Raw genomic sequence first — 13,920 nt, 5'->3', positions numbered from 1 at the left:
GCTAAGGCACTGAGTGAGCAGGGGAAGGGGCTGGCAGGCAATCGAGTTTTGCCTCGAGAAAAGGCTGTACTCGCGCTTGATTGTCAGGATGAGAAGACACGATCTCGGGAATTAAGGCGCCCGCTTCCTGTTCCAGTCGGCTTAACAGATCGGCGAACAGATGCGGCGGCACACAGGCGCGCTGCAGCGATGCCAGGGCATAGCTATCGGCTTCCGTTTCCATCTGGCGCGAGTAACGAAGTTGCAGCAGCACGGCCGGAAGGCCGGAGGCGAGGGAGTCGACATCGCCGGTCACCGCCGCCAGCAACAGACCGGACAAGGCGCCTTGCAGCGTTTGCCGCAGGGCATGGCGCAGTTTTACATGGCCCAGTTCATGCATCAGTATCGCGATGACTTCCTGATCGGTTGTTGCCAGGGCGACCAGTTCATCCGTGACGACCACGTAGCCGCCAGGCAAAGCCAGGGCATTGGCGCCGATATGGCCGCCGCCCCGGAATTCCAGGTTGTACGCGGGGCAATCAAGTTGTTGCTCGCACAAAGCCTTGAGCCTTGCGCTCAAAGCGGTTTGACGCGCCGGTTCCAGAAGGCTGGGCTTAAAGTACCCCAACTGTTCGTGGTCCATTATGGCTAATACCTGCTCGCCAAGCTGGCGTTCCATGGCGGGCGGCATGGCATGCGCGACCTGTTCGGCCAGTGCCGGAATACCGAAGCGCACGCTGGCCCAGCCTGTCAGGATGGTCAGTATTAAAGCGAGCAGCGCCCAGCTCAGATGATTTTCAAGCCGGTGCAGCCAATGCCAGAAGAACGCCTTTTTATCAGGTTTCAGCGCCTCCAGCAGGGCGATATCCTCAGCTTCCAGCCGACCGCCGTCCGGCAGTTCGATCACGCGCCGCGCGCGGCCAAGTTTCGGTTGTACCTGTATATCCACCAACTGAAAGAGGTGCCGGACACCTTGCGCGATAAAGGCAAGCCCGTCGCTGTCCGCTTCGATGTCTACCTTGACGGCACGCGCGCTGATGCCGTCGAAGTAATCCGCTTGAAAATTAATCATCCAAATGAAATATCAAGGTCGAACATTTCCGCCATTTCCGCACCCGTGGCTTTAACATCGGCTTTCTTGTCGCCAATGAAACGCTCAAAATCGGTTTCGCCTGTCAGGTTAAGGCGCGATGCCCGATAGCGCATCATGCGAATATGTGCCAATGGCGTCAGCAGGCCGAACGAGCAGATGATGATCAGCAGATTGCTCAGATACAGCCAGAGCATATCGCGGGCGCGCAAGTGGCTGTGGAAAGACAGATTGCCGAGCGTGGTGGAATTCCAGACCAGGTTTGAGATTCTTGATTGTATATAAGCGCCTATTCCTAGTATGACCAAGAAGTAAAACAGGAAGAACACCGCGATGATGATTCCGAAGTTGGCGAACGTCTCTACCGTCCGCATGTCATTGACAGCGTTCAATAAAAAATTCTGGTCGACCGTCAATGTCACTGCAACCGAGAGGGCTGCACCTATGCCCAACAAGAGCAACAGGGCTTTTCCGTAGATCTGGTAAAAATCTTTTGCCTGCGCATCCATGCTGAAGGCGGTGAGGCCAAACTTGTGATTCTGGATCAGATAGCGGGATTGGCGCATGACCATGTAAGGGACAATCAAGCCCAGGGTAAAAATGATCAGTATCGGCAAGCCGATAAAGACGATCGCCGCTTCGCGCATATCGCCGTTAAAATCAAAGCGCAATCCGCGATAGCTGGAGTTGCGCGCGTTGAAAGTCATCGTCCGTATGACCAGCCAGGGCATTAAAAATAGAATGATGAGGGCAAACACCGTCGGCAGGAAAGGTGAAATGTGCTGGCTGAAGATATAAGCCATGAAGAAAACGAAGGCAATGATGCGGCCTTTGAGTATGGCGATAGGCGAGGCATGATAATCAAAGCCGACGCCATCGATTAATGTATTCTGATAAAAATACTTTTTGCGCCGCACCTTGGCCCAGGCGGAATAAATACCCAGCGTGATAATGCTCAACAATAGATTGACGATCCAGATGCCAAAATATTCGCCTGCCTTGCCGGTAAATTCGACCGGTGTTTCTTTAGTTCCCTTAAGCATGATGACCTCATTTAATTTTTTTTATTAAAAAAGTCATTTTAGTCGAATTTTTTTATCTTGCTAGTGCCCAGGCTCAGTTATTGCGGTTGGTTGTCGTCCTTAACGTAAAAGTAACCGGTCCGTCATTGACCAGTGCAATCTGCATGTCGGCACCGAATTGGCCGAATTCGACGTGCGGATAAGTGGCGCTTGCCAGCTGCCGCAGATAGCCGAACAACTGTTGCCCTTTTTCCGGCGACGCGGCCGGGGTAAAGCTCGGGCGATTGCCACTGTTGGTGTCGGCGGCCAGGGTAAATTGCGGGACCAGCAACAGGCCGCCGCCGATATCACGCAAGCTCAAATTCATGCGATCATTGTCGTCGGCAAAAATGCGATAGTTGAGCATGCGCTCAAGCAGGCGCTGAGCGTCTTTTTCGCTGTCTTCTCTTTCAACGGCGACCAGCGCCATGATGCCTTTGCCGATCTGGCCTATGACTTCATTATTGACGGTGACGTTAGCGGTGGTGACGCGTTGAATGATCGTGAGCATGAGTATTGGCACAGGTTGTCAGGTTGGCATGGATAAAAATTTTAATCATTATAATACAGGCAGGTGCATGAGGTTTTTACTGATTTTATTATTGGCGTGGTCATCCTGGACTGGCGCCGAAATTTACCAATGGCGGGATGACGGCGGCAACCGGCATTTCTCCGATCGGCCATCGCCCGGTGCGAAAATCGTCGATATCCAGCCAGGTTATTCATTCTACCGGGTAAAAAAAGTTTTTGACGGCGATACAGTGCTGCTGGAGGATGGTCGCCGGGTTCGGCTGTTGGGCATCAATACGCCGGAAGTCCAGCATAAAAACGAGGACGCCCAGGCCGGCGGCGATGAGGCGAAGCGCTGGCTGACCGATAAGCTGCGGAACGGCAAGGTCCGTCTGGAAACCGATGCCGAGAAAACCGATAAATACAAAAGAACGCTGGCGCATCTGTTTACCGAGGACAATGAACATATTAATCTGCAACTGGTCGCGGCAGGGTTGGCAACCGTCAATATTTATCCGCCCAATCTGCAATATGCCGAGGAACTGGTGAACGCCCAGGATCAGGTCGAGCAGGCCGGGCTGGGCATTTGGCGGCGCGCCGAATATGCCGTCATGCCGGTCAGCCGTCTTGCCGGCCAGGGGCATGCGGGCTGGACTCGGTTGGTGGGCAGGGTGATGAAGATCCGCAACAGCCGCAAATACAGCTATCTGGAATTTTCCAGTCAGTTCGAAGCACGCATTGAGCGCAAATGGCTGTCCTTGTTTCCGGACATGAACAGCTATCTGGGGCGGAGTATCGAAGTTCGCGGCTGGCTCAATAAAAACAGGAACGGCTTTTCGATGCTGATCCGCCATCCCAGTGCGATCAAGCCGAGGTAAGTTTATGAAATTTCCAATGCTCCCGGCAGAAAAAACTCACTGACCAGCATCTGCCGGCGCCGAATGACATAGACGGTTCTTCTGCCCCATAGCGGCCCATTTATGCCGGCTTCAGCAATCGCTGCCGGCGTCCATATAACTGGATTGATCATAGCGACATCCATTTCCTTGCGTTCGAGCCGGGGGTAGGAAAAAATCACTTCGCCCAGCGGGCGGTTGCCCAGGTGCGACAGGCTGCGCTTGGCGGCGTTGAGGGTGCGGACCGGTATGATGGTGCGGGCCAGGATCAGCGGCTTGCCGTCCGCATGCATGAGCACTTCACGAATCAGACTGTAACGGTTTTCGCGTAACTTGAGCAGCCGGCGCTCACTCAGAAACGGCGTGTGCCATTGCTGCCGCAGTACTTTAACGGTAACGGCATCGCCGTAATAATTGCGCAGGCGCTGCGTCAAGGAGCCGGCTTCATAGGTCCAGGACTGAACGGCCTCCGGTAGACAATGACGAGTGCCCTGGCGGTTCTCGAACCAGTCAGGTTCCTGCGTGAATAAAAAGCTTTTAGTGGTCAACGAGTCTAAACCTCTGCATAGTCTGTCGCATCGCCCAGCCAGCGATCGATCAACGGCTGTACAGCTTCGGGCGATTCGTTAAAAAAAGTGTCGGCTATCTGCTGGATATTATCCAGTAAATCCGAATCGCGGGACAAATCGGCAATTTTAAAATGCATGGCGCCGGTTTGCCGTGTGCCCATGACCTCGCCCGGGCCGCGCAATTGCAGATCCTTCTCGGCGATCACGAAGCCGTCGTTGCTGTCTCTTAAAATACCCAGGCGCTGGCGGGCCGTATCGGTCAGCGGCGGCTGGTACATCAGCAGACAGTAACTGTCGCCTTCGCCGCGGCCGACCCGGCCGCGCAGCTGGTGCAGCTGGGACAGGCCCAGCCGTTCCGGATTTTCGATAATCATCAGGCCGGCATTGGGCACATCGACGCCGACCTCGATGACGGTCGTGGCGACCAGCAGATCGAGATGATGCTGCTTGAAGTCCTGCATGACGGCCTCTTTCTCGGCCGCTTTCATGCGTCCGTGGACCAGGCCGATGCGCACATTCGGCAAGGCCTGGTTCAGACGTTCGGCGGTTTTCTCGGCGGCTTCGCACTGTAACACTTCCGACTCCTCGATCAACGTGCACACCCAGTAGGCCTGCCTTTTTCGGGCGACCCACGTGTCGATGCGTGCGATAACATCGTCGCGGCGCTCGGCGGGAATGACGCTGGTGACCACCGGTTGCCTGCCCGGCGGCAGCTCGTCGATAATCGAGATATCGAGATCGGAATATTGCAGCATGGCCAGCGTGCGTGGAATCGGGGTCGCTGTCATCACCAGCTGATGCGGACGCAGCCCGGTCTGCTGGCCTTTCTCCCTGAGCGCCAGCCGCTGGTGCACGCCGAAGCGGTGCTGTTCGTCGATAATCACCAGGCCCAGCTTGTGAAAGTTGACGCTGTCCTGAAACAAAGCATGCGTGCCGATGATGATGCCGGCGCTGCCGTCGGCTAGCGCTTGCAGGGCGTCTTTTCTCGGGTTGCCTTTCAGTTGTCCGGTCAGAAACACCACCTGTGTCTGGAAATGCTCGAACCAGCTGCTGAAGTTGCGGAAGTGCTGCTCGGCCAGCAATTCGGTCGGCGCCATGATCGCAACCTGAAAGCCTGCCGATAAGGCCAGCAAGGCCGCGTAGGCGGCCACGACGGTTTTGCCGGAGCCGACATCGCCCTGAACCAGACGCATCATTGGATGGTTGCGGCTGCAATCCGCCTCGATTTCGGCGATGACGCGCTGTTGCGCGCGGGTCAGGCCGAAGGGCAGGGCACGGATAAAGTGCTCGCTGATGACCCGGTTGATGGGAAAACACGGAGCATGCCAGGTCTTGATCTTGTTTCTCGATTTCCTGAGACTCAGGTGATGAGCCAGCAATTCCTCAAACGCCAGCCGTTTCAGCGCCGGCACATTGCCGTCTTGCAACGCCGCCGTCGAGATCGATTCGTCCGGCGCATGCAGGGTCTGTATGGCCTCCAGCAAGGAAGGGTAACGGTAGCGCTTTAAGACCGTCTCGGGAATCCAGTCCGGTAACAGCTGGCTTTCATGGAGGCAGATGGCCAGGGCCTGTTTTATGGCTTTTCTTAACGTCGCCTGCCTGAGGCCTTCGGTCAGTGGATAAACGGGCGTCAGGCAGGTTTCCGTCACGCAGCTGTCCGGCCCTGATATGATTTTGTATTCAGGATGAACCATTTCCAGGCCGGCAAAGCCATTGCGCACTTCGGCAAAACAGCTGAGCAGAGTGCCCGGCTGCAGCGCATTATGCTGGCTGGCGCTGAAATGAAAGAATTTCAGGCTGATAAAACCGGTTCCGTCACTGATGCGGCAGACCAGGCTTTTCCGGCCTCGGGGCAGAATATCGGTGAATTCGACTTTACCGCAGACCAATACGGTCATGCCCGGCGTCAAGGAACCGATAGGGTAGACGCGCGTGCGGTCTTCATAGCGGTGCGGCAGGTGAAAAATCAGATCCTGGACCGTGCGGATACCGAGTTTTTCCAGGCGCTGTGCGGTTTGGCCGCCTATGCCCGCCAAGGATGCGACCGACTGATTAAGCGTATTCGGATGCAGCATCGACGGGCTGGTCAAGCTTGAGTTTAGATAGGATAGGTTTGTGCATTCAGTTGTATGATCGCATCCATTTCCACGCCGGCGTCCTTAGGCAGCGCGGCTACGCCAATCGCGGCACGCGCCGGGTAAGGGGCCTGAAAATAATGGCCCATGATTTCGTTGACGATGGGAAAGTGCGACAGATCGGTCAGAAACACGTTCAGTTTGACGATATCGGACAGATCGCCGCCGGCCGCTTCGGCTACCGCTTTCAGGTTTTCGAACACCTGCGTGATCTGGGCCGAGATATCGCCCTCGATCAGGGTCATGGTGGCCGGAACCAGGGGAATCTGCCCCGAGAGATAAACGGTATTGTCGACCTTAACTGCTTGCGAATAGGTTCCGATGGCCTGGGGTGCTTTATCGGTCTGGATAATTTCTTTTGTCATTGTTATTCCTGTGTATCAGTTGGCAAAGTAGTTAAATCACTGGACGAGAATTAATTCACCCTCGCATTATAAGGAATCCGGCGGAAATTTTCTTGTGTCCTTTGTTGTCAAGGGTTCAGGTCATTCCGAATGTGGTCTATTCAAAAAACATAGCGAATATGCTTGGAAGCGCCTGAGCTTTCAAATTTAATCACTGATGTTACGCAGTAAGTTTAAATTGGGCGCCAGTTTTAATACGGGAGCCGATCAGAATACCGTCAAGATTAACGACACAGTGGCTCTGAAGTCTTATCAGCCACGGCCAACAAGCTCATGGTGGCCATTTCTGCCGATTGCCGGCGGCATGGAAGGTGATGGGGCGGTTTGTCAGTTGTTAATGCAGGTTAGCCAAGTCCTTAGCTTAAAAATACGCGTGTTAAATACTAAACATGTTGTTATATTATGCGCATCAACTCTCTACAGAAGGAGTGCATATCATGCAGAAAATACTCAAATCATCCAAGAAGCCTACTAATATTACGCTTTCATTGGATGTTCTAACCGAGGCGAAGGCTTTAAATATTAATATTTCTCAAGTTTGTGACCAATTTTTGCGTGAACTGGTTGCCAAGGAGCGCGAACGACGTTGGCTGCAAGATAACAGCGATTTTATTGAGGCTTATAATCAGACCATAAACAGTGAGGGTTTGCCTCTGGATCAGTGGCGCTCATTTTAAAATGGCGCGTTTTGATGTTTATCGCAACGCGGGTAAGCAATCTGCTGAGACTCCGTATCTGGTGGATGTGCAAAGTGATCTGTTACACGGTCTGGACACGCGTATCGTAGTGCCTCTACGAAGGCGTGACCGTTTCTCTTCAGTCGCAATTCCCGGTAATCTTATTCCAATTATTGAGGTGGAAGGGATTGAGTGTTTATTAGAAATTCCAAAGCTGGCGGCGGTGCCACGTCAATTATTGAAATCACCGGTTGTATCGCTTGCTGACAAGCAGTTTGAAATTACCGCGGCACTGGATTTTTTGTTTCATGGATTCTGATAGTACTTAACTCAACAGTATTGGCCCTAAGCTTTGACCCGCGTGATTTTCAGTACGATCGATAATTCCTTCAGCCTGCGCATAATCCGGGCCAGATGCACGCGGTCCTTGACCGTCAAGGTGATCAAGTCGACGGAAACGCGGTCATCCTGGTCGACCACGGTGACATTTTCGATGTTTGAATTCAATTCGGAGATCGTCGATGCGATTGTCGCCAGGGAGCCGCGCTGATTCAGTATTTCTATGCGAATTTCGGCCGGGAAGTCGCCGATGGCATCCGGACTCCATTCCACATCCAGCCAGCTGGTCTGTTTTTTTCTGGCATCAATGCGGTTGCGGCATTCATGGTGATGCACAACAATGCCGCGGCCGGGATTGAAAAAGCCGATGATCGAATCGCCCGGAATCGGCCGGCAGCATTTTGCCAGCGTGATGACCATGCCTTCGGTGCCCTTGATGATCAGCGGGTTTCTTACCCCGCTATCGCTGTTATCGAGTTTGACTGCCGCGTGCACGTCGTCCTGCGTGAGGCGCTTGGCAATCAGGAACGGCATTTTGTTGCCCAGCCCGATGTCTTCGAGCAGTTCATCCAGGCTCTGAATGGACATCGCATCGAGCAGCCCCAGTATCCGGTCCTGCTCGATGTTTTCAAGATGCAAATGCATGGCTTGCAGCTCTTTTTCCAGCAAACGGCGGCCGAGATTGATGGCTTCCTGTTGCTTGAAATGCTTTAGATAGGTACGTATGCTGGAACGGGCCTTGGCGGTAATGACATAGTTGAGCCACAGCGGGTTGGGCCGGGCCCAGGAGGCGGTAATGACCTCCACCGTGACGCCGTTTTCCAGCGTCGATTGCAGCGGCACCAGTTGCTTGTCGATGCGTGCGGAAACGCAGGCATTGCCGATATCGGTATGGACGGCATAGGCGAAATCAATAATGGTCGCGCCGCGCGGCAATTTGATAATGCCGCCCTGCGGTGTAAACACGAACACTTCCTGCGGGAAAAGATCGACTTTCAGGTTATCGATGAACTCCAGCGAATCGCCGGCCGATTTCTGAATTTCCAGCAACTCCCTGAGCCATTCGTTGGCGCCAGCCTGAAATTTTTCGGATTTGTCGTCATCGGATTTGTACAGCCAGTGCGCGGCAATGCCCGATTCCGACATGCGGTGCATTTCGTGCGTTCTGATCTGGATTTCAATGGGCACGCCGTAAGGACCGATCAGGATGGTGTGTAGGGATTGATAACCATTGGCCTTGGGCAGGGCGATGTAATCCTTGAACCGGCCCGGAATCGGCTTGTACAGGTTGTGTGCGATGCCTAATACGCGGTAACAATTGTCGACATTGTCGCAATAAATCCTGAAGGCATAGACATCGAAAACATCGGAAAAAGAAATTTTTTTGTTCAGCATTTTCTGGTAAATGCTGTAAAGATTTTTTTCCCGTCCAGCCACTTCACAGTGCAGTCCGGCCTGTTCCAGGCGGTTTTTTATCGCGCTTTCAATGGTATCGACAATCTTGCGGCGATTGCCGCGGGCTTTTTTGACCGCGTTCTTTAAAATGGCATGGCGCAAGGGATACAGCGCCTCAAAGCCCAGCGACTCGAGCTTGTGCCGGATATTGTTCATGCCCAGGCGGTTGGCAATGGGCGCATAAATATCCAGCGTTTCGCGGGCGATGCGGCGCTTTTTTTCCACCTTCATGGCGCCGAGAGTCTGCATGTTGTGCAGCCGGTCCGCCAGTTTAACCATGATGACGCGCAAATCCTTGGCCATGGCCATAAACATTTTGCGGACATTCTCGGCCTGCGCTTCGGCATGCGATTTGCTGTCGATTTTGGTGAGCTTGGTGACGCCGTCGACCAGTTCCGCCACTTCCGGGCCGAACTGGTTGGCTAATTCTTTTTTGCTGATCGGGGTGTCTTCAATGACATCGTGCAGAATCGCCGCCATGATGCCATGCGCATCCATGCGCATTTCAGCCAGGCTGATGGCAACGGAAATAGGGTGGCAGATATAGGCTTCGCCACTTTTGCGAAATTGGCCGGCATGAGCGGAGGCGCTGAATTCATAGGCACGGACAATTTCATCGATCTGGGACTGATCCAGATAGCCGCTCAAAGTTTCGCACAAACGCCGGATCAGTTTGTCCTGAGGGCGTTCAAGCTCAATTGTGTCGGCTATATTCAACATGGTCAATTCAATACGGTCAGGGCTTAAAACATGGTGCCGGTATCGTGACTCTCGCCAGCGCGATGCAGCAGGTTGACATTTTCAGGGGTGACATGGCCCGCCGCGATTTCACGTAATGCGACAACCGTATCTTTGTCTTTATTGCGCGTAACGAATTCATCCGCGCCTTTGCTGAGCTGACGCGCCCGGGTGCTGGCTAATAAAACCAGCTTAAAGCGGTTTTCTACGTTTTCTAAACAATCTTCGATCGTGACTCTGGCCATTTTTTAAACCTAATAAATTAAGAAAATCAATCCATTTGACCGGACTGATGGAGAACCGTTTCATTTCTGCCATCTTAAGCTGACTGAAAGGGAGGAGCGGTGCATTATATAAAAAACACCGCCGGACTTAAACCTCTATGCTCGTGATTTTAAAATAGAAACGGCCGGAAGTTCCTTGCCTTCAAGAAATTCAAGGAAGGCGCCGCCGCCCGTGGAAGTATAAGAGATATCATCATTAATGCCGTATTTGTCGATGGCCGCGAGCGTATCGCCGCCGCCGGCGATCGAGAAGGCGCTGCTTTCGGCAATAGCCTTGGCCAGCGACTTTGTACCGTTGCCGAACTGGTCGAACTCGAACACGCCGACCGGGCCGTTCCAGACGATAGTGCCGGCCGATTTCAGCAATTGCGCATAGTGTTTTGCCGTTTCGGGGCCGATGTCCATAATCAAGTCATCGGCTTCAACGTCCTCGACTTTCTTAACTGAAGCGATGGCGGTTTCCGAGAATTCCTTCGCGCAAACGACATCGACCGGTATGGGAATGTCCGAGCTGTTGCGCCTGGCCTGTTCAATCAGCTGTTTGGCCTCTTCAACCAGGTCTTCTTCGTACAGCGATTTGCCGACCGGAAAACCCGCGGCTGCAATAAAGGTATTGGCAATACCGCCGCCGACGATCAGTTGATCGACTTTTTCAGACAACGATTTCAGGACCGTCAGTTTGGTCGATACTTTGGAGCCGCCGACAATGGCGACCAACGGTTTGACCGGCGTTTCCAGCGCCTTGCCCAGCGCGTCCAGTTCGCTGGCCAATAAAGGGCCGGCACAGGCGACAGGCGCGTACTTGGCGACGCTGTGCGTCGAGGCCTGCGCCCGGTGCGCGGTGCCGAAGGCATCCATGACAAAAACATCGCAGAGCGCGGCCATTTTGCGGCCCAATTCATCGCTGTTTTTACCTTCGCCGGCGTTAAAGCGCACGTTTTCGCACAGTACGACTTCGCCGGGCTTGATGTCAATGCCGTCCAGCCAGTCTTTTTCCAGTCTGACAGGCTGGCCGAGCAATTCCGACAAACGCTCGGCCACCGGTTTCAATGACGCGTCTTCCGAATACTGGCCTTCAACGGGCCGGCCCAGATGTGACAGCAACATGACGGCGGCGCCTGCCTCCAGGGCTTGTTTAATTGTCGGCACGCTGGCCTGAATGCGGATGTCGCTGGTGACCTTGCCGTTTTTCACGGGCACATTCAAATCCTGGCGAATCAGTACGCGTTTGCCTGATAAACCCAGATCGACCATTCTCTTAATCGACATAGTAGACTCTCCTGTTTGTGTTATTTATTGGTATTTTTTTACAACTGATTTATGCATTAAACCTGCGCATTCGACCGGGGACATCTGCTGTCTTTAATGCCGTGCCGCTCGTTTAGCGCGAATATTGCCTGAGGCACAAGTGAATTCGTACAAATATGGGTCCTATATTAGCAGTGCCTCAAAGAAAAGCCGACCGCTTCTTGCTCTTCTCGCGGGTACTTGACCGGCGACCGGATAAAACTATCCGTACGCCGAATCAGTTACCGAAACAAAACCGCCATGCTGATCATAACCGCGCTGACCAGAATAGCCCATACCGTCCGGCGATGATTATGTTCCATCTGTTGACGCAGCAGTACCAGTTCGCGGTTGTGCGCTTCGGCATTGGGCCTGGCGTGAGCGGCATTGTCCAGCGCTTTATAGATCAGTGATGGAATTTCCGGAAATTGCTCGGCCAGTTCCGGAAACTGTTTGACGATTCTGTCGATTTTGGCTTTAGGCCCCAGGCGCTCATGAAACCATCTTTCCAGGAAAGGCTTGGCGGTTTGCCACAAGTCGAGATCGGGATAGAGCTCGCGCCCCAGTCCTTCGATGTTGAGCAGGGTTTTCTGCAACAAGACCAGTTGCGGCTGCACGTGCATGTCGAAACGCCGCGCGGTCTGGAACAGGCGCAGCAGCAACTGTCCGAAAGAAATATCTTTGAGCGGCTTTTCGAAGATCGGCTCGCACACGCTGCGTATGGCCGATTCGAACTCTTCTATGCGGGTTGTGCCGGGGACCCAGCCGGACTCGACATGCATTTGCGCGACCCGGCGGTAATCGCGATTGAAAAAAGCCAGGAAATTCTCGGCCAGGTAGCGCTGATCGGACAGGGACAGGGAACCGACGATGCCGAAATCGACGGCGATGTATTTGGCCGGCAGATCGACGAAAATATTGCCGGGATGCATGTCGGCGTGAAAAAAGTTGTCGCGGAAGACCTGCGTGAAAAAGATTTCCACGCCGCGTTCGGCCAGCAGCTTGAAATCGGCGCCGCCTTCCCGCAGCGCGGCGATTTCGCCAACCGGAATGCCTTGAATGCGTTCCATGACCATGACTTTCTCGCGCGTCAGCGGCCAGTGGATTTCCGGGATGTAAATAATATCCGAGCCCTCGAAGTTGCGGCGCAGTTTGGTCGCATTGGCCGCCTCCCTGACCAGGTTAAGTTCATCCAGTGTGGTTTTTTCAAACTCGGCAACAACTTCCAGCGCCCGCAGTCGTCTCGCTTCAGGCCAGAATTTTTCGGCGAAGCGGGCCAGTTCATAAAGCAGGCCTACGTCGGAGTGAATGCGTTCTTCAATATCGGGACGCAAGACCTTGACGACGACCCGCTCACCGCTGTGCAACACGGCCGTATGCACCTGCGCGACCGAGGCCGAGGCCAAGGGTTCGGGACTGAATTCGGCGAAAGCCTCCGAGATGGGCATGCCGAGTTCCTGTTCAATGATGCCGCGCGCGGTTTCATTGGGAAACGGCGGAACCCTGTCCTGCAGCTTGACCAGTTCATCGGCAATGTCGTCAGGCAAAAGGTCTTTCCGGGTCGACAGCGCCTGGCCGAATTTGACATAAATAGGACCCAGGTCTTCCAATGCGCGCCGTATGCGCACGCCACGCGGGGCGGTTTGATGTTTGAGCCAGTAGTTGGGCGAGAAAACGGCCAGAAAACGAATGGGGCGGAATAAATGGGTTTTTAAAACAATTTCGTCCAGGCCGTGAAAGACCAGGACCCAGTTAATATGGATCAGGCGCAATAATAATTTAGGGCGGATCACGTATTTACCTTTGGTTTGTAGGCGGGCACGGCTTCTCGCGCTCGCCAAAGAGGGTGTCAATAAGGCAAGGCTGGATTATTTCTGCTTTAAATTGGCTAACGCATGGTCCAGACGTTCAACTCTACTTAACAGGCGGTCAAAATCAGTGCGCAATTCATCGACCTGGTGATAAAAAATTTCCATTTCCGGTCCGGCCGGCAAATCGCGGGTTTCTTCCTGCAGGAATTCCGCGGTATTCAGCCTGAAGGATTCGATGGAATCCTTCCCCCAGCGCTGTCCGGCGCGGAAAAAGCGGCTGACCTGATGTGCGATAATATCGCCGGTGAAGTGCGACAGTTTTTCTTCCAGATCGATGTCCAGTTTGTCGAACAGTTCTTGAAATTTACGGCCGGTATGGACATCACCCTCAATTTTCACCTCGCCGGAAAACACTGAGCGCATCGGTTTGGCACTGAGCCCCATCAGGCCCAATGCCCAGACCGAACCGGTCAGGCGGGTGTCGGGCTGGCCGGGAAAATGATCCAGGCACTGAATGGATTCTGTCGTCGGACACAGGTAAATGGTTTCATTGAACGGCAGGATCGTGACGGCAATGACCTTGCCGGCCAACGGTTCCAGAAAATAGCGGCTGTCCTGATCCAGTGCCAGGTACTGGTTAAGCGCGGTTTCCAGCACGCCGGCCAGTAACGGTTTGATGGCCATG

14 protein-coding genes are annotated in these 13,920 nt (G+C 53.8%); 3 read left to right on the top strand and 11 right to left on the bottom strand.

Annotation, left to right across the window (positions count from 1 at the left end; translation table 11 throughout):
- Position 1: 1 nt before the first annotated feature.
- From EK22_RS17585 to dtd, 3 genes are all read right to left on the bottom strand, one after another.
- Entirely contained in the window at positions 2-1,051 is a 1,050-nt protein-coding gene (locus EK22_RS17585) for a M48 family metallopeptidase (protein WP_051961958.1), read from the bottom strand.
- Entirely contained in the window at positions 1,048-2,112 is a 1,065-nt protein-coding gene (locus EK22_RS17580; RefSeq protein ID WP_036253073.1) for a YjgN family protein, read from the bottom strand. The genes EK22_RS17585 and EK22_RS17580 overlap by 4 nt, the downstream gene beginning before the upstream one ends.
- A 73-nt stretch (positions 2,113-2,185) precedes the next feature.
- Positions 2,186-2,641: a D-aminoacyl-tRNA deacylase gene (dtd, locus tag EK22_RS17575; protein ID WP_036253071.1), complete on the bottom strand. Its 456-nt coding sequence runs from the start codon at positions 2,639-2,641 to the stop codon at positions 2,186-2,188.
- 67 nt (positions 2,642-2,708) lie between these two features.
- On the opposite strand from dtd, the gene EK22_RS17570 reads away from it, so the two are divergent.
- Entirely contained in the window at positions 2,709-3,518 is an 810-nt protein-coding gene (locus EK22_RS17570; protein WP_036253068.1) for a thermonuclease family protein, read from the top strand.
- Between the two features lie 2 nt (positions 3,519-3,520).
- On the opposite strand, the gene EK22_RS17565 is transcribed toward EK22_RS17570, so the two are convergent.
- From EK22_RS17565 to EK22_RS17555, 3 genes are read right to left on the bottom strand one after another with little or no spacing between them, the layout of a single operon-like run.
- Positions 3,521-4,084 (bottom strand): chorismate--pyruvate lyase family protein, encoded by a 564-nt coding sequence (locus tag EK22_RS17565; RefSeq protein ID WP_020159635.1) that lies wholly within the window; start codon positions 4,082-4,084, stop codon positions 3,521-3,523.
- A gap of 5 nt (positions 4,085-4,089) precedes the next feature.
- Positions 4,090-6,180, bottom strand: a complete 2,091-nt coding sequence (gene recG, locus EK22_RS17560; protein WP_020159636.1) for an ATP-dependent DNA helicase RecG — start codon at positions 6,178-6,180, stop codon at positions 4,090-4,092.
- A gap of 23 nt (positions 6,181-6,203) precedes the next feature.
- On the bottom strand, positions 6,204-6,605 hold the full coding sequence (locus EK22_RS17555; protein WP_036253066.1) for a RidA family protein: 402 nt from the start codon (positions 6,603-6,605) through the stop codon (positions 6,204-6,206).
- Between the two features lie 476 nt (positions 6,606-7,081).
- Between EK22_RS17555 and EK22_RS17550 the strand changes: the two genes are divergently transcribed.
- Entirely contained in the window at positions 7,082-7,321 is a 240-nt protein-coding gene (locus tag EK22_RS17550; protein ID WP_020159638.1) for a type II toxin-antitoxin system CcdA family antitoxin, read from the top strand.
- A 1-nt stretch (position 7,322) separates the two neighbouring features.
- Positions 7,323-7,640: a CcdB family protein gene (locus tag EK22_RS17545; protein WP_020159639.1), complete on the top strand. Its 318-nt coding sequence runs from the start codon at positions 7,323-7,325 to the stop codon at positions 7,638-7,640.
- A gap of 26 nt (positions 7,641-7,666) precedes the next feature.
- Here EK22_RS17545 and EK22_RS17540 read toward each other — a convergent pair whose 3' ends face one another.
- From EK22_RS17540 to EK22_RS17520, 5 genes are all read right to left on the bottom strand, one after another.
- Positions 7,667-9,835: a RelA/SpoT family protein gene (locus EK22_RS17540; protein ID WP_036253064.1), complete on the bottom strand. Its 2,169-nt coding sequence runs from the start codon at positions 9,833-9,835 to the stop codon at positions 7,667-7,669.
- A 23-nt stretch (positions 9,836-9,858) separates the two neighbouring features.
- Positions 9,859-10,098 (bottom strand): DNA-directed RNA polymerase subunit omega, encoded by a 240-nt coding sequence (rpoZ, locus tag EK22_RS17535; protein WP_036253062.1) that lies wholly within the window; start codon positions 10,096-10,098, stop codon positions 9,859-9,861.
- Positions 10,099-10,233: 135 nt separating this feature from the next.
- Positions 10,234-11,406, bottom strand: a complete 1,173-nt coding sequence (locus tag EK22_RS17530; RefSeq protein WP_027147322.1) for a phosphoglycerate kinase — start codon at positions 11,404-11,406, stop codon at positions 10,234-10,236.
- A gap of 260 nt (positions 11,407-11,666) precedes the next feature.
- Complete coding sequence (ubiB, locus tag EK22_RS17525) at positions 11,667-13,217, bottom strand: ubiquinone biosynthesis regulatory protein kinase UbiB (protein ID WP_020159643.1); 1,551 nt, start codon at positions 13,215-13,217, stop codon at positions 11,667-11,669.
- 75 nt (positions 13,218-13,292) lie between these two features.
- Positions 13,293-13,919 (bottom strand): ubiquinone biosynthesis accessory factor UbiJ, encoded by a 627-nt coding sequence (locus EK22_RS17520; protein ID WP_020159644.1) that lies wholly within the window; start codon positions 13,917-13,919, stop codon positions 13,293-13,295.
- Between the last annotated feature and the right edge of the window lies 1 nt (position 13,920).

This window comes from Methylobacter sp. BBA5.1 (assembly GCF_000746145.1).
In the GTDB taxonomy this organism is placed as follows: domain Bacteria; phylum Pseudomonadota; class Gammaproteobacteria; order Methylococcales; family Methylomonadaceae; genus Methylobacter; species Methylobacter marinus.
Note: the sequence above shows the minus strand (reverse complement) of the source record. Positions and strands in the feature narration are given on the sequence as shown.